The organism is Psychrobacter glaciei, assembly GCF_014652895.1.
Taxonomy (GTDB): Bacteria; Pseudomonadota; Gammaproteobacteria; order Pseudomonadales; family Moraxellaceae; genus Psychrobacter; species Psychrobacter glaciei.
In genome coordinates this window covers 547161-572156 of the sequence record NZ_BMZR01000002.1, presented here as the reverse complement: position 1 = coordinate 572156, position 24996 = coordinate 547161, and the positions used below count along the sequence as shown (strand labels likewise).

Below are 24996 nucleotides of genomic sequence, written 5' to 3'. Positions count from 1 at the left end.
GATTCATCTTAGTTATCCATTGATATGACATAGGCAGTTTTAAACAAAAAAGCGTCATGATTACGGTGTGCTACAGCAATGATTTTTTCTTGCATGCTGTGCGCTTCGCCAGACAGAGGCTGCGTAAAAAATATTGCTATAGCACTTATCGTTCATCTTTTTAAGCAATCACTCTTCAAGTAAAACGCCCGGATTCATACGTTGTTCAGGGTCTAAGCTTTTAATCATATCACTGGTAACTTGTAGGCCAAGCGCGCCTTTTTCAGCGCCAAGATAAGGGGCGTGATCACGACCAACGCCGTGCTGATGCGATATCGTGGCTGTACCATTAGCCAAACTAACACTGGCGGCATGTTTGATTTTTTGCCAGCGTTTTAAGGTAGCAGCGTGATCTTTTGCCGCTCTAAAGAAGTAAGTGGTATAAAGACTGGCACCTTGCTTATAAACGTGCGAGATATGAGTAAAGGCCATGACTTCCTCGCCTTCATCTGCTAGCGAATTTTTCACCGCCTCCTGCATCTGCGCCATTTGCTCATCGATATTAATCCAGTTGGTCGCGGTCTCAAAGGTATCGACCATGATGCCTTTTTCCCACAACGTACCACGCAAATAAGGAAACTTAAAACGCCCGTGTGCCCAGATATTGCCCATGATATCGGTCAGCTTACCAGTGACACTACCGTGCTGCTTTAATAGTTTTTTGAACTGGGTAAGTGCCAATTTATTATGCGCTTTGTCACCTGAAACGCCATAAGTCAGCATGACTTTATCTGAGCTGAGTCCACGTGCTTTTAGATAAGTGCTAATAGCCAAGAATTGACTAGGCGTAGTGCCCAGATGCAAGTGCGCATCGGTCTCGACCGCATTACTTAGACGTAGCATCGACAGGCGAACATTGCTCTGTACCGCTTGTTTGAGTACCGCTTTACCTGCTGCCCAATTGGGTAAAAAAGCGACTTTGAATAGCTCTTCTTCTGGTTGTGACTGTACGCGCATTTTGACTGTCGTAAAGATGCCAGCACGACCTTCGGTGCCCATCATCATCTCACGCAAATCAGGCCCTGCCGATGAAGCCGGAATATCAGCGATATTTAGCACACCTTGTGGGGTAACTAGCGTACCGCCCGCAAACATTTGCTCGATGCGCCCGTAGCCCAACGACTGCTGACCACTAGAGCGCGCGGCGATCCAACCGCCAAGGGTTGACAGCTCCCAAGACTGTGGATAATGTCCTAGACGGTAACCGTGCTCGTCCAATTGTGCCTCAACCGCAGGCCCTTGCGTACCCGCACCAAAAGTCGCGATTTGACTCTCATTATCTAAGTCAATCAGCTGGTCCATCTTGCTCATAGCGACGGTCAATACGGGGCGCGAGCCTTTCTGTGGATTAATATGACCAACCACCGAAGTACCGCCGCCAAAAGGAATGACGATAAGATCATGCTCTTGAGCTAGTTTAAGTAATTGCTCGACATCATCAGTCGATTCAGGGAAAGCGACACCATCAGGGAAGACTTCAAAGTCGCCACCATGCATAGCGATCCAATCGGGGAAGCTTTGCCCACGTGCGTGTCTGAGCCTGACCTCTTGATCGATAGATACCGTATCAAGATCGGTAAGGGCAGTAGGCAAGCGCGATTTGGGCACAGTTTTGAGCACTTGTTGCAAGCTCACAGACTTTAGCTTGTTGGTTTTACCGATGTGCGATTTGATCAATTTTGCGCCATGTGGCGAGACTTTTTTATTGATACTGACATTGCCCCAACCATTCCAGCGCGTTTGCTCGATGGGGGTATTTAAGGAGGTATTATCTTTCGAGACGTTATCTACACTGACGTTATCGATATTTTTATTATCAGAATTTGCGGCGATAGGTTCAGACTGGTCAGATTCAGGACTTTTACGGATAAGAGATTTGATTTTGCTCATAGAGAGTTAGCCTTTCGATTTATTATATAGTCAAATCCTATATAAATCGGATGCGAGGTCAGGCGCGCTCAGTCTACTATCCTGTAGACACTTCACTCGTCTTCCTTGTATCCAAATTATCTTGAACCGACTGTCACTTTTTATTTAGGTTTGCTGTTAATTATTAGAGCCAATTTAGCGACCGCTCAATGTCTGGTAATGAGTGTGAGCTAACGATACTAAATCTATCGCATTAAAGCTAAATTGCTTATCATTTGAGCATATCACAATATAAACAAAAATTTTATAGGTACTCGTCATTTGTATAATAAAAAATTATCGTCTTTGGCGAATAATTATCAATATTCACTAATAATTATCGATAACCATCAATAATCGCGAACAATTACGCATCTAATAGCCAATAGAGGGCGTAAACTTGTTAAAATAGGCCACCAATTTATTTATTGATGGACATCGATTTATGACCACTGCCGCTGCCACTTCTGCAATACCGACTATCAAGCAAGACCGCATTCTTATCCTCGATTTTGGCTCGCAGTACAGCCAGCTTATCGCCCGCCGTGTGCGCGATTCTGGGGTGTTTTGTGAGATGCTACCCTTTGATATCGACACTCAGCGAATTACTGATTTTGGTGCCAAAGGTGTCATCCTATCGGGTGGCCCTGAGAGCGTACACGCAGAGAATAGCCCGCGTATCAACGATGCGGTGTTTGATTTGGGCGTACCAGTACTGGGTATTTGCTACGGTATGCAAGCGATGGCAGATCGTTTTGGCGGGCAGGTTCATGCCAGTGATATCCATGAGTTTGGTGCAGCGACGATCAACATCAATGGCACTTCTACCTTGATCGATGGTATCGAAGATGCGGCTGGCACGCTCAATGTCTGGATGAGTCATGGCGATAAAGTGATTGAAGTCCCTGAAGGCTTCGATATCGTTGCCAGTACGCCAAGCTGTCCGATTGCAATTATGGCCAATGACGACAAGCAATATTACGGTCTACAGTTTCATCCAGAAGTGACCCATACTCTACAAGGTCAAGCGCTGCTTGGTCGTTTCGTTCATCAAATCTGCGACTGTGCAGGCGATTGGACACCAGACAATATCGCTGATATGCGTATTGCACAGTTAAAAGAGCAAATCGGTGACAAGCAAGTATTACTAGGTCTGTCAGGCGGTGTCGATAGCTCAGTGGTCGCAGCGTTATTGCACAAAGCCATTGGCGATCAGCTGACTTGCGTATTTGTAGACAACGGCTTACTTCGTTTGAACGAAGGTGACCAAGTGATGCAAATCTTTGCAGAAAACATGGGCGTTAAAGTCATCCGTGTTGATGCAGAAGATTTATTCTTAAACGCATTGGCAGGCGAGTCTGATCCAGAGAAAAAACGCAAAATCATTGGTAAAACGTTCATCGACGTATTCGCTGAGAGCGCGCGTCAAGTGAGCGAGCAGAGCGATGGTAAAGTCGTTGAGTTCTTGGCGCAGGGTACGATTTATCCTGATGTCATCGAATCTGCCAAGTCGCATCAAGGCAAAGCACATGTGATTAAGAGCCATCATAACGTTGGCGGTTTGCCAGATGACTTGGCATTTAAGCTGATTGAGCCATTACGCGATTTGTTTAAAGATGAAGTACGTAAACTGGGTGTTACTTTGGGTCTACCAGCCAAAATGGTCTATCGTCATCCGTTCCCTGGTCCAGGTTTGGGCGTGCGTATCCTTGGTGAAGTGACCAAAGAATATGCAGATATCTTGCGTCAAGCTGATGCGATATTCATGGCAGAGCTAGAAAAATCAGGCTGGTATGATAAGACTGCACAAGCATTTGCGGTATTCCAACCAATCAAATCGGTCGGTGTGGTCGGCGATGGCCGCCGCTATGCGTGGGTAATCGCGTTACGTGCCGTTGAAACCGTAGACTTTATGACCGCGCGCTTTGCCCATCTGCCATATGATTTGATCGAGACGGTATCGAACCGCATTATGAATGAAATCGCTGAAGTATCACGCGTGACTTATGATGTTTCGAGCAAGCCGCCTGCAACGATTGAGTGGGAATAACATCAAACTAAAAATCTGATTAGCGTCGTCAAACTCGTTCAGCCTACTTGATGTAGTGCTATCACTCGTTTTCCTCGCTACTCAAATTTTTCGAATTGATATACAGCTTGTCGTCAATGAAAAAACACTCAACTTGGTTGGGTGTTTTTTATTGCTCAAAATCATCAGATAGTTGCAAATACCCCAGTTTTTTATTGAACATTTGTCTTTATTGTCTATAATATGGTCGACTTTAATCGGTTTTATTTATCATTGAAGTTGAGATAAAACTACAAACTGTTCAGTAAAACTAAGGGATAAGATGCTTTGTAATAACTGTGGTCAAGAAAACTCAAATGAAGCGGTTTTGTGTTTAAACTGTGGACACAATCTGTCTGACATTCAAGGACAAACACCACCACCGTTAACAGCGGTCAATATTTCTAAAGATGCGCAAAGCATGCAAAACACACCATCATCTGACTCTCAGACAGCTGATAGTTTATTAGCAGCCTTCGTTGGTAAAAAGTATGATGATTTCTACCGTAATAAATGGTTTAAAAATCATAAACCTACTTTAAGTGCTGATAATAAAAAAATTAATTTCCAAAGTTTCAATCTAGCTGGTTTTTTCTTGGGCTCTTTTTGGTTTTGCTATCGAAAAATGTATCTAGCCGCCTTTTTAATCATACTTGGTATAACAGTCGTTGATCTAACTCTAATGTATTTGTTGGGCATGGAAAAATATAATATGTTAGGGCAGTCTGTTTTTATAGGAGCATGGGCTGGCCTAGCAGGCGTTTCAGGTAATTACTTTTATCTTAAACACAGTGTTAAAAAAATCACGAAGATTACGGATACTTATACAGATTCGGCTGTAATTAATGAACAATTAGCCAAGCAAGGTGGCACGTCGTGGATTGGTTCAATCGGTGTTACTCTCTTACTTATATTACTTTCGGGCGGTATAACCTACTTACTCGCGCCTGAGTGGTACTGGATAGTGTAGTACTTCTAATAAATAAGGTTGATCTAAGGAGGCGAGGTAAGAGTGATGGAACCATTAAAACAAGCATATGATTTGGAACTAACGGATAAAGATCATGGGCAAGGTTGGGCTTTTGGTCGCCCAGTCGGCATCACCACGGATCAATGGCCGCGAAGCAGGATTAACGGTCTACCGATGGCGCACTTATGGACGATATTAGTGCCTGAAGCGTATCGTGTAAAAGGGAAAGATCTAGTGGCAATCTCTTTTTTTCAAGCGGATGATGCCTTTGAAGATAGGGTTGGTGGTGTCGAGGACATGATTACTAACCTCACTGAGATGAATAATATAGACGCTGAAGATTTTTGGGCATCATTGAGTAATTATGCTAACCATCGTCATCGTCAAGAAACTTATCTGGAAGATATTATTGGTGGTGGCTGGGCATTGATTTGGCTAACGGAAGCAGAGTTCTCTGGTGGGTCCACACCGATGCCCAATAAAGAAAATACTATATGTCTAAGCTATGAAGTAGAAGAGTGGAGTAGTACTTGCTTTGTCAAAGATGCACCTGCTCAGTTTATTCAGCACGTTGTCCGAATAGATGATCCTAATGTCGGAAAAATGCTTGATGAGTGGCCAGATGAAGGTGATGAAAATGCTTATATTCCGATGTTTTCTACTAAAGGCGATGCATTAAATCTTGATAGATTTCATGCAAAAAATCACTTTGGTGGTACAGCTAATCCTATTCAAGCAATGCCAGAATTTAGCCCTTTTTATATTGAGTTTGAAGAGATGCTTGGCGATGCCAATATGGGCGGTGGTAATGGTCAAATTGATTTGCTGAATAACAATTTTGACTGGGCGTGTGGCTAGTTGTTGATGACGTAGAAATGGCTGCGTTTGATCGTAAGTCATTCGCTCCATATTAATTTCATCTTTATCTAACTGCGAATACAATTGCTAAGATATCACGTGTGACTTATGATGTGTCGAGTAAGCCACCTGCGACGATTGAGTGGGAGTAATTATCCAATAAGACACTGCTTGTCATCATTAGAAAAGTCCACGTTATCGTGGGCTTTTTTATGTCTGTCATCTTTTCACTGATAGTTCATATAGATTGGTAAGTTGGGAATACTACCTAACTCTCTTATATCTAACTCACTGAATTAGGATGTTTAACGTAAATTTCTGAGATTAAGACTTACTCGACCAAATTAGCTAATAAGAAAAGGCAATTTCGGTACTATTGTATTGAAGAAAAGCCAGTACAATTAGTTCTGGCCTGCCATTAAAAGTAAAATTATTTCATCCTCACTTGGAGGATTTACTCGGCTTTACAGATGGAGTATTTCCTGGAGTGTTTTTATTGTCACGTCGACGTTGATCTGGCTTCCCAGTCGACTTAGCAATTGGTTTCGGTCCTGGCTTCAAGCTCATGATTTAATCCTTTAATTTAGCGAGGTTATTCCTCACCTATGAAATGTGGTCTTCATCAGTAAATTTCAATATACAATTAAGAAAATATTAAAAATCATAAGTAACGTTATTAGAGTTATCAATAATGTTAGTAAATAGGCAGCTACTGGCGGTTACGATTGAGTGGGAGCAAGATTCTAGATAATACTTAGTTTTAAATGATAAAAAAGCACTCAACTTAGTTGGGTATTTTTTTTGGTTTGAATGTAAAATTTCCATAGTTTTTTAGATAAGCTAGAATGATGAAATACAACCTAATAGAGAGTTAAAAATGGACTTGCGTGATGTAACTAAAAATCAGCATTTTTTACCTCAAGTAGAGCAAAGGCTTAATGCAATTAATCCTGAAGCTAAAAGTAAAAATCAAAAGATTTACTCGTTTAGCATACAAGATCGTGATTCATGCACTGTCAGCATAGACTCAGAAATAGGTGTTAGTATTTGCAAAAATCTAAGCTTGAATGATTTATTTAGCTTTGATATATTAGGAAAAGAAGCTAGTAAGTACAATTTCGAAAAACTGTTCCATTCCTATGAAGTAATAATAAAGGCTAATACTGAAAGCTTGCTATCTAAAATACATTCACCTAAAACTGATGTCAAATTAGAAATTTTTAATATCTTCAGGTCTAAATTTCTAAACTTCATTAGAAATCCTTATTCTATAAAAAAGATTTTGAATACCTTCTCTGAGCTTAAGGGTATGATTCCAACTGATCCTATACATCTTGCAAACTTCAATCGTGTACTAAATGGAAATAAGCCACAGCAGGATCATTTATGCGAACAATTAGGTATAACAAAGAATGATTATGAATATTGGCTTGCGACTATCTTTTTTCTATTGAATTCTATGAGAGCGGATCAACCAAACTTTTTAGATCGACTTATAAAGAGTATTTATGAGAACCCGAATCGCTTAGTTCGAGTGTGTGTGTATACCTACGATGACGAAAAGTGCCTTCTTTCTGACCGCGGATATAATACGTATGTAGGGGGAAATAGTGAGATGGTATGGGAGTTTAATTTATGTTCTTATGCATTTATAAGATATGTTTTTGAGGATGTAGATGCGTATATACCAGAGTTTATAACAAAAGAAACTATAGATTTTTTCAAATCGATGCCTAAATCTATCAGTGTTGAGAGTATGCATAACGACCTAGCTGTACTAGAAATTTATAATAAACATACAGTGTCTTTCTGTCATGAACACGTATTTGGTGCAAGCAAAGAATACGAAGGTGTGACGGTGTCTTTATAAATTATCCAGATCTGAAAAAGCAGCACCCTAAATGGAGTGCTGCCATTACTTAAAAACCTATCTTCTAAACCAAAAACTCAACCTTTCACATTCACCACATAACGCCCAACGGTTTGACTCGCCATAAAGCGATCTAAGTATTCTGGCGTTTGCTCAAGCGTAATCTCTTCAGCATACTTTTCGAGATCAGGCAGTTTCATATCGGATGAAACACGCTGCCAAATGGCCTTTTTATCGTCTAATGGAATATAGACCGAATCGATACCGAGTAGGGATACTGCACGAGTAATAAACGGCATGACCGTCATCGAAAACTCAGCGCCACCCGCCAAACCACAACTGGTTACTGCGCCGCCCGCCTTGGTTTGCTTGAGCAAGTTGGATAGATAATCACCACCAATTGTATCGATGGCATTTGCCCACAGTTCACGACCAATAGGTTTGTTACCGATTTCATTGATGGTATCGCGATGACGCACTTCGCTCGCGCCTAATGCTTTTAGATGCTCGCTTTGCTCAGGCTTACCTGAGAATGCAATGACCTCGTAGCCTAACTGCTTCAAGATAGCAATACTGATGCTGCCCACGCCGCCCGTTGCGCCTGTGACAGCGACTGGGCCATCGCTTGGTTTTGCGCCCATTTTTTCTAACTTTTGCACACTTAATGCTGCGGTTAGGCCGCCCGTACCGTAAATCATCGCTTCTTTTAATGTCAGCGACGACGGGCAGGGAAGCGCCCAATCGGCAGGGATAGAAATCATCTGCCCCAAGCCACCATCGGTATTCATGCCGAGATCATAGCCAAAGACCACGACTTCTTGCCCCTCTTTAAACGTGCCAGATTTATCACTGACCACGACGCCTGCCGCATCGATACCAGGAGTGTGTGGATACTCTCTAGTGATTCTCTTATTGCCCGATGCTGACATTGCATCTTTGAAATTCAACGATGAGTAATGTACTTCGATGAGTAAGTCGTTTTCTGGCAAGTCACTGACATTGCGCTCTTGAATACTTTTTTTAAATTCACCGTCGCTGGTTTCTTGGACGACTAAGGCTTTAAAGGTTTTAAAGGTTTTATTATTAGACATGATACTATTCCTATTTTATTGCTTTTGTATTGAATGTATTTTCAACGAATCTCTTAAACCAGCAGCTTAAGGCTTAATCAATACTTTGCCTTTTTTGCCTGATTGTACCTTACCAGATACCGCTTCGTTAATATTGTCCAGCGTATAAATGCCGCCTGTTGGTAGCTTTAACTTACCGCTAGCGGCGCGCTCGATAAGCTCTTTTATTAAACGGCTTTTATTATCTGCATCCATCTTTTGCATCAATGCACCGCCCCAAAATCCTTTGAGTGTCGCTTGCTTAAAGATGAGATGAGTCGGATTGAGCGCGAGTGGCTGACCAGACATCGCACCCACTGCTGCTATGATGCCGCCATGACCGAGCAAGCTTAGTAAGTCACCACCAGACTGACCGCCGACAGAGTCGACCGCACCGCTTATTTTTGCATCGCCGATAAGTTGACGGACTTGATCTTTCCAGTCATCATCGCTCACCACGTTGTTTTCGGTGATACCAATCTCGGTCAGCTCGTTTGCTGACTCTTTACTACGCACGACGTTGATGGTATTGATACCGCGCTCAGCTGCCAACATCGCAAGCGATTCACCAACTGCGCCATTGGCGGCGTTTTGAATGACCCATTGACCTTTTTCTAGTTCTAAAAACTCAATGAGCATCAAGGCGCTCATCGGCATGGCAATAAGCTGCGCGGCCATTTCATCATCGATGGCGTCCGGTATAGGGATGACGCTGCTGGCAGGCGCGGTGAAGTACTCGGCCCATGTGCCTTCGACACCGGTGACCACCACACGTTGACCCGCTTGCATACCTTTGACGCTAGTGCCGATAGCATCAATAGTACCCACGGCTTCGCTACCAGCAAGAGCGGGCAGTTTTGGCTTGGTGCCATATTGGCCTTGGATAGTGATGAGGTCGTGGTTATGGATGGAGGATAAAATAGTCTTGATACGGACTTCGTTTTCTTTTGGCTCTGGCATTGGGCTGTCAGTGATCGTTAGTACGTCTGACGGTTTGCCAAATTCGTTGTAGGTTACGCTGCGCATACTTATATCCTTTTTTATTGTTAGATAGCTATCGTTAATTATTAATCTTTAAATGATGGTGATTAATCACTCATCAACCTTAGCAAGTAGGGCTTGATACCCGCAACCTGACTTTGGTAAATGAACGTTGCCCGCTGTTTATCAATATACTACTAGGTAAGTTATAAGCGGTAAGCTATAAAAAACTGCTCATAAAAAATGACAGCGCTCTCACTGTAAAGAACGCTGCCATTATCAATAAAAGTAAGGCTGGCTAAATGACAAGTTAACGACAGTTTAAGGCTTTAGCAGTACTTTACCTTTTTTACCCGACTGCAATTCGCCATCGACCGCTTTGGTGATATCTGCCAAATCAAAAGTAGCTTCAACAGGTAGCTTTAATTTGCCATCGACCGCCCGTTCAATGAGCTCATTTACTAGACGCTGCTTATGCTTCACGCTCATCTCTTGGCTGAGCTTGCTGCCCCAAAAGCCTTTCATTATGGCTTGTTTAAAAATCATATCAGTAGGATTGATGGCCATGGGCTTACCTGACATCAGACCAAAAGAGGCCAAAGTACCATAATGGCCCAGCAAGGATAATAGCTCGCCACTGTTCTCACCGCCGACGGAATCAACCGCTGCACTGATGGCCTCATCACCGACGATATGACGGACTTGATCCTGCCAGTCTTCATCTGAGGTGTTGATATTGTTTTTGATCCCCAACGCTTCCAATTCTTTTATTGCGTCACTGCTGCGCACCACGTTAATGGTTTTGATACCGCGCGCCGCTGCCAGCATCGCAAGCGACTTGCCGACTGCGCCATTAGCAGCGTTATGGATGACCCATTGACCCGGTTGTAATTCTAGGAATTCAATCATCATCAGAGCGCTGAGCGGCATCGCGATAAGTTGCGCAGCCATCTCATCGTTCAGACTGTCGGGTACAGGAAATATCATATCGGCTGACGCTACGAAGTATTCCGCCCACGTCGCTTGTACGCTCGCTGCTGCCACACGCTGTCCGACTTTTAAGCCTTTGACTTCACTGCCAACCGCATCGATGACACCAACTGCTTCAGAGCCACCAATCGCTGGCAGTTCTGGCTTGAAGCCGTATTGACCGCGAATAGTGAGCAGGTCATGGTTGTGAATAGAGGCGAGGGTGGTTTTGACGCGTACCTCATTGGCTTTGGGTTCTGGAGTAGGACTGTCGCCTAAACTGAGGACTTCCGTGGGTTTGCCAAAGTTGCTATAAGTTGCACTACGCATAAGGTATTCCTTTATTTATTTTTGAGTGTAGTCAATCCTATATAAGTCAGATACAGCGTCAGGCTCGCTTAGTCTACTACTTGTAGTACTTTCACTCGCCTTTCTTGTATCCAAATTATGTTGAATCAACGATATTTTTTTGATTATGTATAGGGATTGGTCATGGCTGCTAGGGCATGTCCTCATATTAAAAATGAGGATGCGCCCTAGTCATAAGCCAAGATCTACAGTAACAAGGGATGCTTAAGTACCTCAATATTACTTTGGTTAAGTGATGTTGTTGCTTACTCTTATTTGAATGTTCAACAGACCCTAACCTTGAGGATTATTTTGTATTGCCTCATTTTCAACACTCTTAACTTCAGGCTCAATCACTTTAAACACTCCATCAACCATATCTGTGAGTAGCGGCTCGCCCTTATCATTCACGCGAAACAATCCATACTCTGCCATCTCAAACGCTTCAGCATGACCTTCTTGGAAGAAGAAAGCGTTGGTCGCCAGCTTCAATTTGTTATTGCGCACGCGGTAGTGAAGCGCTATTTCATTCGATGCTACATTGTCCGGCTTAGCATCGACTAAACGGCTGAATGTACCGACGTTATTTTCATCTAAAGTGACGATGACATAGCCTTCACTAGCTTTAATATAGTATTCGTTTTCTGGAAGTCTCTCGTTTAATTGGTCAAACACATCACGCTCTAACGCATAGCTTAAGGTCATATAATCGCCTTGCATAAAGCCGCGCGGATCAATGGGCGCAAGCTCTAATAGCACGGTATCACCAGTAGCCAAATGGGTCTCAAACTTTGCGACATTAATGGTCATTATGGCTAATATTATAATCAAACCCAGTAGCGCAACGCTGATGGTGAATGTACGCTTTTGCCACCATGGTAGCGGCTTGGCTACAGACTTTTGCCCTAGCAATGAATCATTTTTTTTATTCATGACAAGCGCTCCTTCTCGTTAGCCACCAATGCTTCACCACCCCCTTTTCTAATCCCTTTGCTAATCCCTTTGCTAATCCCAAAATAACGTTTAATCAGCAGCCAGCGCATCAGTAATAAGCCGATACCAATGGTGAGCATCGAAGCGGACTTCAATAGCAAGGACGTATCAAGCTGATAATAATACCAAAAGACATAGCTCACCAACGCCACTATGCCAAGCCCTAATAGCACCCGCTGGCTATTGGCAATCGCGATGACGATGATAAGGCTGGTCGCGAGTAATCCTGAGACATAGATTGACATAGCACCTAATATAACGATGGCAAAAGTGATGATGACTCCTGCCGCTGACAGCCGTTTGACTGAATAGCGCTTAAGGATAAGCAAAGCAGCATAAAGGCTGGCAAGCGTCAGTAAACCTTGTGCGAGGTAGTAATTATAGCTAAAGGTGTCGCCATAATTATCAAGGCTATCAAAGCCGCCTCCATATTCAGCGGCGATAAAGTAGACCGAAATGCTGAGCAACATCAAAGCGCTGGCGTAGGAGAGCGCTTTGCTAATATCAAAGGCCGCCAGCCGCCATTTAATAGGGATTCGCTGTAATATTGAATAGCGTTGTAAGTTGGCAACGGCAGTCATAAGCGCCAGTAGCCCTAAGTTTAACTCGGGCAGGTAATAGAAGTTGAGTAGATAGATTACACAGCCCAGCGCTACCATAGCGCTTAATAGGCGGTAAATAAAATTGGGCATGACGATGGTCATAAACAGCTGTATAAGTAATAGGATGATTACATTTACGGGCTGTTCAATCTCATTAGTCAATAAGGCAAAGGCGATATAACCTTGACCAGCAACAGTAATCGCAAAGGCTAAGCTGTTCCAGAATGGGCTATGACGTAAATGGGCATTATAAAATAAAGACCAGCCAATAGCGCTCAATATGCCGCCAGTAACCAATACTCCAATGATACTGTCAAAAATCTCAGTCTCAAATAATATTAACGTCAAAAATCCAATGAATAATAAACTGGCAAATATCCCACTAAGACCAAAGAGTACGTTGATAAACCAAGGAGTATGCTCTTCAGATTCAGTCTGGTTTAACAAGCTATCGTTCCCATTTTGCTCGTTAATAAATCCGTGCTGTTGTAATAGCAAAAGGCGACGACGTTGCTCATCGTTCATATCATTAGTCATAATTGCTCCCCTTTAACGGTGGTATGGGGCAAATTGTTCTCGTTTTTAAGACGCGCAACTTTGCGTAGCCAGACGACGGCATAGGAGCTCATACCGATCAGTACCAGCCCTAACAATAAGAAACCGCCAGCGTCAAAATCACTCAGCAGTGCTTTGCCTAAAATAAAGACAACAACCGCAATCACTGAGCCTGACAAGTAAGTCAACATCAGCAAATCAGTCGTACGCTTGCGGAACCGCCAATGCATAAACACACACCAACCTAGCCATAAAGAAATCGCGACTAAGAACAGCAGAATATTTTTATTATCAAAAAAAGTGCTTATCGTTAGATAAGTGATGGTATACGTACTGAGTAGACCGACGACATAGGTACTCCAATGTAGGCTGGATTTGGCGGCAGTGCTGGTAAGATTGAAGGTGTCTAATTTGCTATTGGTAGTGATATCAGCAGTAACGCTAGACATGCCTAAGTCAGAAAGGCTTAAATTAGACGTCTTCAAATTAGATGTCTTCAAATTAGACGTCTTCAAATTAGATGTCTTTAAATTAGATGTCTTTAAATTAGATGTCTTTAAATTAGATGTCTTTAAATTAGAAAGTCCTGAATCACGTTTGTCTTCAAAGCAGATCAGCCATAGATAAAAAGCAATAAAATTAATGATAGTGATTGCAGTGAATTGCCAAAAATCTTGATAATAGTAATCTATGCCAAAAAACAATGAAGTATCGATATAAAACAGAGTGACAGTATTAATCAGCCCAAGCCACAGCAGCCAAAGTGCAGGGAAACGGGCGATGATGACCCAAGGTATGATTAATACGGCCCAACCAAAGAACAGCTGCCACGTATCAGCGCCAGTCTGATACACCTGCCCAAACAGCGCTAATAAGCTACCAGTAATGATGCTAGCGATCAGCAATAACAACTGCCGAACAAAGGCAAAGCGACGCCGAAAGGACAGCACCACATAAAGCGCGATAGTGATGACCAAAGCGCCCTCGACCAAAGCGAACTTGGCCAATTTGCCCATATATAGCCAGTTATAGGCGATAAAGAAAACCAGCGAAAGCACCAACGCTACCCCACCGACAATCAGCAGTGCTTTATCAAAAAATTGCAACCAAGTGCGCTTGCTGGGATAAACGTCTAAAAGTAGTGCTGCGGTATCTGCCTTTTCTGTAGGAAGCGTACCTTGGTTAAGCAACTGCTCGATTGTACGCCTTGATTGAGTCATAGCGCCCTCTATATAAAAACGGTGTGGCTTATCTTAGCTGTTTTTATATGGTAGAGGTGGACTTAAGTTTAAAATTTATCTGGCTCGTTTAACTTAATAAAACTCAATTTTACTCAACACATGCTCTTGCACTAGGTAGGCGCAGATATAAGCGCTTGGCCACGCAAAAACAAAGGCCAGTCCCCACGAGTGCAGTAGCTCCATAAAGAAACCATCTATAAAGCCTAATTTGACCAATATCAATGCCGTCGAGATAATGAGCGACATCATCATCGCCATCAAACCCGTAAAAATAAGTCGGTAGTACTTACGGCGCGTGCGTATTCTAATAGTGGGAAAGTTGGCCATAGTATTCGGTTGTCCTACATGAAAAAACCACGCTCAAATAATAATACCAGCATGACTTTATAATTCGGTAAAGGGTTGAGTAAAGCATTATTCTAAATTTTATTAGCGACATTCTATTAGAGGCTATGATATAGCGTGTAAAGCTATTGAGAAAACGATTATTATCAATCATAAGCTTTGTTATATCTTAATAATAATGACTATATCCTTAAAGAAATATCAATTTAGGCAGTCGATTTTGCTACGATAAGTAAAATAAAAAACACCTAGGAGAATATCATGACCGCTCAAAAGCAACGACACTCTCAACAAAAAACCTTAGGGATCATCGGCGGTATGAGTTGGGAGAGTACCGAGAGCTATTATCGTCTGATTAATGAAGGGATAAAGGATAAGCTGGGCGGATTACATTCAGCAGATTTGCTCATACATAGCGTAGATTTCGGCCCCATTAATGAGCTCCAAGAGCAAGATGAATGGGCTGAGCTGGGTGTAATAATGGCCAGTAGTGCTCAGCGTCTACAAGCCGCTGACGTAGACGGGATAATGATTGCTTCTAATACGATGCACAAATTGATCGATGACGTGCAAGCCGTGACCAGTGTACCCGTGATTCATATTGCTGATGCGACGACTGACGCTATCAAAAAGCAGAATCTAACTAAAATCGCATTATTAGGTACGCAGTTTACGATGACCCAAGATTTTTATAAACAGCGTTTAATCGATGCAGGTTTGCAAGTGTTTATCCCTGAAAGTGATGAGCGCACAGAGGTACATCGGATTATTAAGCAAGAGCTATGTGTCGGTCAATTTAGAGACAGCTCGCGTCAGTATTATCGCCAAGTGATTAAGGATTTAGCCGCACAAGGGGCAGAAGGCGTGATATTAGGCTGTACTGAGATTGGCTTGCTGATTAAACAAGCCGATAGCCCAATACCAGTGTTTGATACTACTGCCATTCATGCGGCAGCGGCGGTAGCATTCTTGCTGGGTGAAGACTAACGCATTTCATCCATTCGCTTATTTAAAACACTATCAATTGCATAGAACATTGTCGATTGAATAAAGTAGATACCTTAATATCCTCGTTGTCGTAAAAACATTGACTTGCGCGTAATCATAAACCAATTTGCCATAAATGGGCTTATGCTAAGATTAAGTATTCAAGAAGTTTTGCCAACCATAAACGAGGATGTTTCAATGACATTACTGCGCACGAGTTTAGCTGCTCTACTGACTCTTTCTGTTGTGGGATGTACGACGCCCAATAGTTTTACCGTCGCTACGACCCAAAAGCTCGTACAGTATGAGCGCAATAAATCAGACCTTGAGACCAAAGCTATGACGCTGGCATCTGGCGAGCAGATGACTTATTTAGAGGGCGGCAACTTAGCTGGCGAGCCCTTATTATTGATTCATGGTTTTGGTGGTAATAAAGACAACTTTACCCGTATCGCCGATAAATTAGGAGATTATCATCTGATTGTCCCTGATTTACTAGGTTTTGGTAATTCTAGCAAACCGTCAGAGGCAGACTATCGCGCAGATGCTCAAGCAAAGCGCCTGCACGAGCTGCTACAAGCCAAAGGGTTGGCATCCGCTATTCACGTCGGGGGCAACTCAATGGGCGGTGCTATCAGTGTCGCCTATGCAGCGATGTATCCTAATAGTGTCAAAAGCCTATGGTTATTGGACAGTGGCGGATTTTGGTCAGCCGAGACGCAGCGAGAGTTCAAAGCGTCAGACCTTGATAATAGCCCGTTATTGATTGACAACACTGAAGAGTATTTTGCGATGTATAAGACGGTCATGTACAAGCCGCCTTATGTTCCAAAAAGCGTGCAAGCGGTCTTTGCCCAAGAAAGCATCGCCAATCGGGCGCTAAATACTAAGATACTCAAACAGATCATCGAAGACAATGTAGAGGCACGCGCCAAAGTTGTCGCTCAATACAATATCCCGACGTTAATCGTTTGGGGAGAAGAGGACAAGGTCATAAAACCTGAGACTGCCGAAATAATGAGCGAGCTGATGCCACAAGCACAGGTCATCATGATGTCGGAAGTGGGTCACGTGCCGATGGTAGAAGCGGTGGAAGATACGGCAAAAGATTATAAAGCGTTTCGTGCAGGACTAAAAAAGTAGTGATTTAGAAAAATTGTACTCAAAAAAAGGAACACTAGAATCAATGTCTGGTGTTCCTTTTTTTGTTTAGGGGTAATAACTTGAATGATTTGACTATAATCAGTTCAGAATAAAATCGATACATTACTAGTTAGGTGCGACTGGTATAAAGTGAATCCACTGGACATAGTTAGGCCTGAAATTTAGCTATTGTAAGCTGGGTTTTTAACCCTGAAAAGTAGGGTCTGTTGAACATTCAAATATTAGGACTGCTGATCGCTAAAATCGCATCAAACTAGGCGTAAACCGACGATAATGTCGAGACCTTAGCTAGGTTTATAACAACGTTTGGGGTGATTTTAGCATCAGCCCTTCGGGGCGGGGCTATTTTTTGCCAATACATGGCGAAATTGTCTAACCTAGAATGACTAGGCGTCAAAAATTTCACTGCGTATTGTCTAAAAAATAGCCACCGCCAATGCCATATTTGAATGTTCAACAGACCCTATTAAAAAATTGCAAAATTAAAATGCTGGGTTGGAACCTAACTGACGTCAATCAAACTATAGCGTTTTCACCAAGCGCTCTAACAACTCAATCGTTCTTTCTTGTCTGACCAAAGCGACTGCTTGTCCTGCCCATAAAGACTGATGCTCTGGGTCAAAATTATTGGTCGCATGGCCACGCAAAACTTTGGTCATCGCATTTAATTGTGGGTAAGGCGGCAGCTCATGTGCGCTTTCAAATTGCGCAAAGTCACGCAGATAATCGTTTAATAAACCGCGTGCCTGCTTACCTGAAAACAGCCTCGTCAAGCGTGTCTCAGCACTGCGTTTATCTTGACTGGCATCGAGCAGCGCTTGCTTATAAATATCATTGATACCGCATTTATCTGTGGTCAAAAAAGCCGTACCTATTTGCGCCAGCTCAGCACCAGCTGCTTGAATCGCTTTGATGGCTTGCCCAGTCATGATGCCACCTGCTGCGATTAACGGAATATCGGTACACGCACGCGTTTGACTAATCAGCGTCAATAATCCCAATGGATCATTTTCACTTTGTGCTAACCAACCACCACGATGTCCACCCGCTTCGACCCCTTGTACACATACCGCATCTGCACCAACCTCTGCCCATGCTTTCGCTTCTAATGGATGATTTACCGTACCAATGACACGCATGCCTAGACTTTGCAGGTGCTCAACTTGCTCAGCGCTGATAATGCCAAAGGTAAAACTGGCAACAGGAACTGGATTGTCATAGAGCACTTGTAGTTGATCTGCAAAGTTTGGCGCGGGGCGCTCAGGTAGCGCCATGTCTATATCATTTACTTGATAGTACTGATTCAACCAAGTAGGAATTTCGCTATCCAAGGTATTAGAATCGCGCTCAGATAACACCATTAGATTAATCATAAAAGGGCGATCGGTGAGCGATTTAAGGCTATTAATATGCTCATGCAAAACATCTGGTGCAGTCGTCCCACTCCCTAACGACCCCAGTCCACCAAAGTTACTTACCGTCGCCGCCAGCTCAGGTGTGGTTGCGCCTGCCATGGGTGCTTGAACGATAGGGTAGGTTAAATCAAGGGTGTTAAGTAAGGTCATGACGGGCCGCCTTTTTATTTTATATCAAACCCAAAAATACGATTAGCGGTGTCAAACTCGCTTAGTCTACCAAATGTAGTACTTGCACTCGTTTTCCTTGCTACTCTGGTTTTTGGGAATGGTATTATTAGAAAATTTTCATGACTTACTTTAGCAAAGCTGAACGGCGTGTGTGTTAGATAATGTGTATTTAGTTGCTGAATATAAGGGGTGGGTTTTGACTACGAAGTTGTAGTTAAAATAGTTGACTATGGTTTTGTAGCTAAATGCTTGTTGTATTAAACTAATTATAATTATTAGTTGCACTATACTTACTAAAATTAACCTTTAAAGAGAAAAATATGAGTATCACTCCCAGAGGTATGAGCTTACAAGAAGCATATAGGAACTATTCTGAAGGAAAGTTTTTAGTAAATAGAAAATATCAGAGGAAGTTAGTTTGGACAGTAGATGAGAAAGAATATTTGATTGATAGCATTGTCAAGGATCTACCAATACCATTGATATTACTTGCTCAGAGGGAAGATGGAAAATTAGAAATAATAGATGGGTTACAGAGGCTGAATGCTATAGTTTCTTTTATTGAAAATAGATTCTCGATAAATAATAAGTACTTTGATATAACTCAATCCTCAAGGGCAATGCAATCTGCGAAAGAAGATGTTTTTGTACCTATTGAAGATAAAAATATACTTTTAGATTCAAAGACTTGTGCAAATTTCTTGGATTACCAATTAGCTATAACCATCTATCCTACAAATGATGAAAATGAAATAACTAACATTTTTGGTAGGATAAATTCCGGAGGAAAACAACTAAGTCCACAAGAAAAGAGACAAGCAGGTATGTTAGATATCCTGTCAGATACGGTTAGAAAAGTAGCATCTGAAATTAGAGGAGACTCCTCTAAAGATATTTTAAACTTGTCAGAAATGCCGGAAATAAGTATCGATTCAACGCGTGAGAAAATTGGATATGGTTTAGTAGCTGAGGAAATTTTTTGGTGTAAAAATGGGATTATCTGGAAAAAACAACTACGAGATAGTGAAGATGAAGAGATGATTCTAGACTTAATCGCCAGTATAGTAAAAGATGAACCTTTAGCAAAAAGCAGGGAATTATTTAATAAAATTTATGATAGTGAAACAACTGAACATACAGAGTTTAATAACGCGCTTATAAAGTATGGTGTTGAAAGACTAATACACGAAATAAAAGTTACCTTTTCTATAATTGAGAGTGTTTTCGATGATACGGAAACAACAATAATTAATACGGTCAATAGGAAGGCACGAAATCCTGCTAAGGAGTCTTTCTTCGCAATATTTATGGCTTTTTTTCACCTAATCGTAAAAGAAGAAAAGTCGCCAGCTGATAATGAAAAAATTATTCAAGCACTTTTAGATTTACAGAAGAAGATGACATCTAGCGCTAATTATTCAGTAACTTCAGACAGAGAGAAGAACATTAATCTTACTACAGGCCTAATTCAGAGGTTTTTTGTAAAAAAAGATCCACCAGTTTTGCGTCATGGTTCTGGTTTAGCTTTAGATTTCGAAAACTCTATTAGAAGATCCAAAATAGAGTCAAATAGGTATGAGTGCAAACAGGGCTTGTATGATCTTTCAGACTTAAGACGAATTAACGACAATCTATACAAAGATATGATACAGACAATTTGTGGTATCGCTAACATTGGACCAGATGAGGACGGTTACTTATTCATTGGAGTGGCTGATAAGGAGTTAGATGCAGTAAGAATTAAAAGTTTAGATAACATTGAGCCTAAAGTTATTAACCAAAGGTATATTGTAGGTATAGATCGTGAATTAAAATTATTAAAGGGTAGTCTCGATGACTACATTAATAAGCTACTGGGTAAGATATCAAAATCAGAGTTATCAGAACCTTTGAAATCTCAAGTACTAAGCCAAATAGATGTAATTGACTACAAGGGAATGACGGTCATTCGATTACGGGTGCCTAAGCAAAATGAAATGGCTTTTGTTGGAAGCTCTAGCTTTATTAGAGAAAACTCTAAGACCGTTGAGTTAGACGGCCGTAAACTAATATCAATAAGCAAATTGTTTGATTAAAAGAATATCTAAAATATAACCTTCTGATTTCTATTTTATAAATCTAAATAATGAGTATGTAAAGTTTTTAGCAAAAATAGTGGGTTAGCAATTTAAAGTCTAACCCACTTTTAACAATTAGCTTCTTAATTCAACTGCAACGACCCTTTCGCATTCATCAGCAGCTCAACCACATCATCACCACTGATGACCGTGAAGCGTTTATCAATGGCCGATTCTTCTACGCCACCATGTTTCATACACGCGCTACAGACCAATACTTGACCGCCTTTTTCGATAAAGGCTTCTAACAACTCGCCAGCAGGTTCAAACGGTGCGCCAATATTGACGTTATCTAAAGCGTTCGGCAATGCCAAATGTACCGCATCTACCATCAATATCACTGAGGCAGAATGACCTTTTTTAAGCGCCACGCCTGCCATCGTGAAGGCTAGGGTAATTTTGCTTGGATTTGATTCACTATTATCAAATAACGTACCGACATAATCTGTTGTGTTAATCATATGGTTCTCCTATTAGCGTTTTGTCATAGTAAATAACTGACTGACTAATAGACTACCATTTATTATACTTTTTTATATACTGTATTGTTATCAAATAGTATTGCTTAAGTTACTTAACCTACTGGTGGCCATGGACGATCACTGTCACTTTCAATCCATTCAGCGACATAGCCAGTTGGCGGTAGCTTCCAATCAGACTGATTTAAGGCCGCAAGCACACGTGCCGTTTCGATGACTTTACCGCCTTCGGTCACGCCCGTACGTAATAGGGCAGACGAGCAGGGTTTGCCTTTGACCCACATCGACTGCTCAATATACATCCAGCGTTCATCGAAGCCTGCAATGTGCGTTTTCATCGTTACTTTATCAAAGGCGCGAATACGCTTGCGATACTGAATGGTACTGCCTGCGACCACCAAGCCCCAGCGATTTTTTAACAGCTGTTTGCCCAGTCCGGTACGTACTGCAAAGTCCGTACGCCCCATGTCATAGAGGGTTAGCACGCGCCCATTATTCATCTCTAAGAAGTTATCAATATCTGACAACCGGCAGCGCAACTTAATCTCGCTGGTATCTTTAAACGTTAAGGTATCGCCCCTCTTTACTTGCAGCGCGGCATAGGCGATGGTACTGGCATAGCGAAGAAAAGGATACATAGAGCAGTCTCAAAAGTTAAAAGGTAGGATTTAGCGTGTCAGATTATTATTTATTATTGGAAGGTACGCCAATAGAATTGAAATAAGCACTGACGGTTTCGGGTATCCAATTGATATCGAATTTTGAGGCTTTGGCTTTTTTACCCTTTGCCTGCTCACTCTGTGACTGTTTTTTGTCTGAACGATAACGCAGATAGCCGATATGACCACCGTGCTTAGTGTCGAGGATGGTGACGCTGTCAGAGACATCATTTGGCGTGGCGGTAAAGCCGATAAAAGGGTCGTCTTTGGCGCTGATTAATAGTAAAGGCTTGGTTACATTGATCAAATACGGGAGGGCAGAGGAAGATTGATAATAGTGATTGTTGGAACGGTAGCCATGACGCGGCGCGGTGAAGATATCATCAAAATCGCTGATACGATTGACCGCCTTAATAGAGGCAATCTCCTCTTTGGTTATATCATTTGCCAATGCTTTTTTGATAATAGGATTAAGCAAATACGGTGTATAGATACGATGGCTCAAAAAGCTGTGCATACTCAGCGCAGCCGATGACATATCGACGGGAGCAGAGATAACCACTGCGCCATCGCATAATGCTTTATCACCATACTCACCCATATATTTTGCCAACGCATTGCCGCCAAGCGAGACCCCAACCGCATAAATATGTGCATACTGTTTGCGTAAATTCTCTAGCGCGTGATGCACCTCACCCGTGTCACCCGCATTATAAAACACGCGTCCGCTAGCAGGAATACCGCCACAACTGCGAAAGTGAGCGACGACGAAGTGCCATCCCTGAGCATGCATCTCATAAGCCAATACGCGTGCATAATGGCTGTCGCTACTGCCTTCCATCCCATGAAATAGGACAATTAGCGGTGTCTCTTCCAGCGCAGCATCATTACCTGTGTCTAGGGTTGGCTCATGGGCATCATAAAAGTCATAAGCAATATCGCTTTCATCCAAAGAGTCTTTTTCGACCACTCTTCTGTAGGTAGGTGCTTTTGGGGCAAAAAACTTGGGCAAAATGCTTTGTAGATGTGGATTGGTGAGCCAAAATGGGGGGTTAAAAGGGGCGGGTGAGAAAGGTTTGGTGGACTTTGAAGTTGACATAGGGTGGTCTTATTTAATTATCATTGAAAAGCAATGGCTTATCATAACGCTAGCAATGGTGAAAACCAATGGTTTTCAGTGAACGTCTGGTTACTCAAAATCATCAATAGTTTAAGGGTCATCCAATACCCGTCCATCCATCGCAAGACGTTCTTTTAACGTCTCAATATCTGCCTCAGCGAGCGTCACGGTCAGGGTGACTTGCTTACTATAAGTGACATCATCGATGCTGCCGTTTAGACTCTCGACCACATAGCGGCATTGCGCTTCGGTCGCAAACTCTGCGAGTATCTGTACTTGCGCCATGGCTACATAAGGGCTTAAGGTCATCTGGTCGACCGCCGCTTGCGCAGAACCTGCATAGGCACGGGTCAGACCGCCAGCACCTAACTTGATCCCGCCAAAATAACGCACCACAATGATGATGACGTTGCCAATAGATTTGTGTTGTAGGACGTTTAATATCGGACGTCCTGCGGTGCCACTTGGCTCGCCGTCATCGTCGAAGCCTGCACTGGTGGTGTTATCAGGGTCGCCAATGATATAGGCCCAGCAGTAGTGACGGGCATCCGCATATTGTACGCGCAGCTGTTCCACGTGAAACATTGCTTGCTCGCGTGAGTGCACTGGATACGCATAAGCGATAAAATCAGATTTCTTGATTTCTAGGCGCGCAGTGACGGCACGTTTTAGCGTTTGATAGCTCATATTTCATCAGGTCTAGGTAGGATATGGTAAACTTGTCTAACTTTCACTGTCGCCATATTGGGTGCAGTGTTCATTTAATTTTTCATTATAGTACCATTTCTCACGCTTACAGATAACGAGCGAGTCGCGCCTAAGTGCTAATCTAGTAGCCTCGGCGTGGCGGATAGAATTAGCGATTTCGTTAAATTCATCCCGTTAGCGGCAGGGTTGGAAGTGGTAACATAACACTGATGGTAGTCAATCGTATGCGTTTAGATAAATTTATTAGTAAAGCCACTGAGCTGTCGCGCAAAGAATCCAAAAAGATTATGCACGCGGGTGAAATCACGGTCAACGATCAAGTAATCAAAGATCCTGGCGTCCATGTCGATATCGTCAATGATGATGTCATGTGGGCAGGCGAGCCTCTGTCGGTCGCAGCGGGCAATCGCTATATCCTATTGCACAAGCCTGAAGGCTTTGAATGTACCTTAAAAGCGAAAGAATACCCCATCGTCACCGAGCTGATTTCGGTACCAGAATTGGGTAGCTTACGTATCGCGGGGCGTTTGGATGTCGATACCACGGGTGCTTTGCTCATCAGTGATGATGGCGGCTGGTTGCACCGTGTCACTAGCCCCAAGCATGAGCATGCCAAAGTCTATGAGCTGACCTTAGCTGATGCGATGGATAGCGCAGCGCAGGAAAATGCGGTCAAAGAAGTCGCCGAAGGAATTCTACTAGAAGGCGATCACGAAGAGACCAAACCTGCCGTCCTTGAGTTCATGGATGAGACGCATGCCCGTCTGACCCTAGAGCAAGGCAAATATCATCAAGTCAAACGGATGATGGGCTACTTTGGCAATAGAGTGACGGAGCTGCATCGTGCCAGTATCGGCCATATCAGTTTAGACGGTCTCGATAAAGGGGATAGCCGCTTCTTAACCGAAGAAGAAGTCGCCAAATTCTAAATTTTCGCCTTATTGAACCCTAAAATAATTTGTGAAAATAAGATTTAACATGAGCAGCCACTATTAAAGTGCGCTGCTTTTTTGCTGTCTGTTATTTCTTTCAGCTATAGTCGATACTGAATAAAGTAGATACACGATATTATCGTATGAGGCTGCAAAAAATTATCCCAGCCTCGCTTTATCCTTTTTATATTGACCTATCTATATTGACCTATCTATATTTGTATTGCCTGTCTCTTAAAGCTCAGTAGCAATTTTGCAAATTTGGCCTTTTAATCGCTGTCAAAGTTAGCGCATATGCTAAAGTCCCGTTATCTTTTTAATCTATGTTTTTACATAATGAAGTGGATGCTTGTTAGAGAAACTTGCCGAACACGTCTGTTAAAACATC

21 protein-coding genes and 1 pseudogene are annotated in these 24996 nt (G+C 42.5%); 9 read left to right on the top strand and 13 right to left on the bottom strand.

Going from position 1 to position 24996, the window contains the following annotated elements; genetic code table 11:
• Positions 1-168: 168 nt before the first annotated feature.
• Positions 169-1929: an FAD-binding oxidoreductase gene (locus IE130_RS07175; protein WP_189583835.1), complete on the bottom strand. Its 1761-nt coding sequence runs from the start codon at positions 1927-1929 to the stop codon at positions 169-171.
• Between the two features lie 463 nt (positions 1930-2392).
• On the opposite strand from IE130_RS07175, the gene guaA reads away from it, so the two are divergent.
• The 5 genes and pseudogenes from guaA (at position 2393) to IE130_RS07150 (ending at position 7713) form a co-directional block, all read left to right on the top strand.
• Entirely contained in the window at positions 2393-3997 is a 1605-nt protein-coding gene (gene guaA / locus IE130_RS07170; RefSeq protein WP_189583832.1) for a glutamine-hydrolyzing GMP synthase, read from the top strand.
• Positions 3998-4298: 301 nt separating this feature from the next.
• A complete protein-coding gene (locus IE130_RS07165) occupies positions 4299-4985 on the top strand; it encodes a DUF2628 domain-containing protein (RefSeq protein ID WP_189583829.1) in 687 nt (228 codons plus the stop codon).
• A 45-nt stretch (positions 4986-5030) separates the two neighbouring features.
• Positions 5031-5843 (top strand): hypothetical protein, encoded by an 813-nt coding sequence (locus IE130_RS07160; RefSeq protein ID WP_189583826.1) that lies wholly within the window; start codon positions 5031-5033, stop codon positions 5841-5843.
• 77 nt (positions 5844-5920) lie between these two features.
• Positions 5921-5995, top strand: a pseudogene (locus tag IE130_RS14390) (GMP synthase (glutamine-hydrolyzing)); the annotation flags it as partial.
• 725 nt (positions 5996-6720) lie between these two features.
• The gene (locus IE130_RS07150; protein WP_189583823.1) at positions 6721-7713 is read left to right on the top strand and encodes a hypothetical protein; all 993 of its coding nucleotides are present in this window, start codon (positions 6721-6723) and stop codon (positions 7711-7713) included.
• Between the two features lie 77 nt (positions 7714-7790).
• On the opposite strand, the gene IE130_RS07145 is transcribed toward IE130_RS07150, so the two are convergent.
• The 7 genes from IE130_RS07145 to IE130_RS07115 all read right to left on the bottom strand — a co-directional run bounded on the left by IE130_RS07145 (position 7791) and on the right by IE130_RS07115 (position 14838).
• Positions 7791-8804 carry a YhdH/YhfP family quinone oxidoreductase gene (locus tag IE130_RS07145; protein WP_189583820.1) on the bottom strand — a complete coding sequence of 338 codons (1014 nt, stop codon included), beginning with the start codon at positions 8802-8804 and terminating at the stop codon, positions 7791-7793.
• 66 nt (positions 8805-8870) lie between these two features.
• Complete coding sequence (locus IE130_RS07140; protein ID WP_189583816.1) at positions 8871-9848, bottom strand: zinc-binding dehydrogenase; 978 nt, start codon at positions 9846-9848, stop codon at positions 8871-8873.
• A 276-nt stretch (positions 9849-10124) separates the two neighbouring features.
• Positions 10125-11102: a zinc-binding dehydrogenase gene (locus IE130_RS07135; protein ID WP_189583813.1), complete on the bottom strand. Its 978-nt coding sequence runs from the start codon at positions 11100-11102 to the stop codon at positions 10125-10127.
• A gap of 312 nt (positions 11103-11414) precedes the next feature.
• Positions 11415-12053 (bottom strand): GDYXXLXY domain-containing protein, encoded by a 639-nt coding sequence (locus IE130_RS07130; RefSeq protein WP_189583810.1) that lies wholly within the window; start codon positions 12051-12053, stop codon positions 11415-11417.
• Complete coding sequence (locus tag IE130_RS07125) at positions 12050-13252, bottom strand: DUF4401 domain-containing protein (RefSeq protein ID WP_189583807.1); 1203 nt, start codon at positions 13250-13252, stop codon at positions 12050-12052. Before IE130_RS07125 ends, IE130_RS07130 begins: the two co-directional genes overlap by 4 nt.
• Entirely contained in the window at positions 13249-14490 is a 1242-nt protein-coding gene (locus IE130_RS07120) for a DUF2157 domain-containing protein (protein WP_189583804.1), read from the bottom strand. Before IE130_RS07120 ends, IE130_RS07125 begins: the two co-directional genes overlap by 4 nt.
• Before the next feature lie 93 nt (positions 14491-14583).
• Positions 14584-14838: a DUF2798 domain-containing protein gene (locus tag IE130_RS07115; protein ID WP_189583801.1), complete on the bottom strand. Its 255-nt coding sequence runs from the start codon at positions 14836-14838 to the stop codon at positions 14584-14586.
• Between the two features lie 279 nt (positions 14839-15117).
• Here IE130_RS07115 and IE130_RS07110 point away from each other — a divergent pair, with 279 nt between their 5' ends.
• Together IE130_RS07110 and IE130_RS07105 are read left to right on the top strand one after the other, a co-directional pair.
• Positions 15118-15843, top strand: coding sequence for an aspartate/glutamate racemase family protein (locus tag IE130_RS07110; RefSeq protein WP_189583798.1), 726 nt, complete (start codon positions 15118-15120; stop codon positions 15841-15843).
• A 198-nt stretch (positions 15844-16041) separates the two neighbouring features.
• Complete coding sequence (locus tag IE130_RS07105) at positions 16042-16986, top strand: alpha/beta fold hydrolase (protein ID WP_189583795.1); 945 nt, start codon at positions 16042-16044, stop codon at positions 16984-16986.
• Between the two features lie 542 nt (positions 16987-17528).
• Here the strand turns inward: IE130_RS07105 and IE130_RS07100 are convergent.
• Positions 17529-18572 (bottom strand): NAD(P)H-dependent flavin oxidoreductase, encoded by a 1044-nt coding sequence (locus IE130_RS07100; protein WP_189583792.1) that lies wholly within the window; start codon positions 18570-18572, stop codon positions 17529-17531.
• A gap of 341 nt (positions 18573-18913) precedes the next feature.
• Between IE130_RS07100 and IE130_RS07095 the strand changes: the two genes are divergently transcribed.
• Positions 18914-20668 carry a GmrSD restriction endonuclease domain-containing protein gene (locus IE130_RS07095; RefSeq protein ID WP_189583789.1) on the top strand — a complete coding sequence of 585 codons (1755 nt, stop codon included), beginning with the start codon at positions 18914-18916 and terminating at the stop codon, positions 20666-20668.
• Between the two features lie 125 nt (positions 20669-20793).
• Here the strand turns inward: IE130_RS07095 and IE130_RS07090 are convergent, their stop codons facing one another.
• The 4 genes from IE130_RS07090 to IE130_RS07075 all read right to left on the bottom strand — a co-directional run bounded on the left by IE130_RS07090 (position 20794) and on the right by IE130_RS07075 (position 23655).
• Positions 20794-21171 carry a DsrE family protein gene (locus IE130_RS07090; protein WP_010197632.1) on the bottom strand — a complete coding sequence of 126 codons (378 nt, stop codon included), beginning with the start codon at positions 21169-21171 and terminating at the stop codon, positions 20794-20796.
• Positions 21172-21284: 113 nt separating this feature from the next.
• Positions 21285-21827 carry an acyl-CoA thioesterase gene (locus IE130_RS07085; RefSeq protein ID WP_189583785.1) on the bottom strand — a complete coding sequence of 181 codons (543 nt, stop codon included), beginning with the start codon at positions 21825-21827 and terminating at the stop codon, positions 21285-21287.
• A 46-nt stretch (positions 21828-21873) separates the two neighbouring features.
• The gene (locus tag IE130_RS07080) at positions 21874-22947 is read right to left on the bottom strand and encodes a YheT family hydrolase (protein ID WP_189583782.1); all 1074 of its coding nucleotides are present in this window, start codon (positions 22945-22947) and stop codon (positions 21874-21876) included.
• Positions 22948-23058: 111 nt separating this feature from the next.
• Positions 23059-23655 carry a YigZ family protein gene (locus IE130_RS07075; protein ID WP_189583779.1) on the bottom strand — a complete coding sequence of 199 codons (597 nt, stop codon included), beginning with the start codon at positions 23653-23655 and terminating at the stop codon, positions 23059-23061.
• Between the two features lie 245 nt (positions 23656-23900).
• Between IE130_RS07075 and IE130_RS07070 the strand changes: the two genes are divergently transcribed.
• Positions 23901-24605, top strand: a complete 705-nt coding sequence (locus IE130_RS07070; RefSeq protein WP_189583776.1) for a pseudouridine synthase — start codon at positions 23901-23903, stop codon at positions 24603-24605.
• Positions 24606-24996 lie beyond the last annotated feature (391 nt).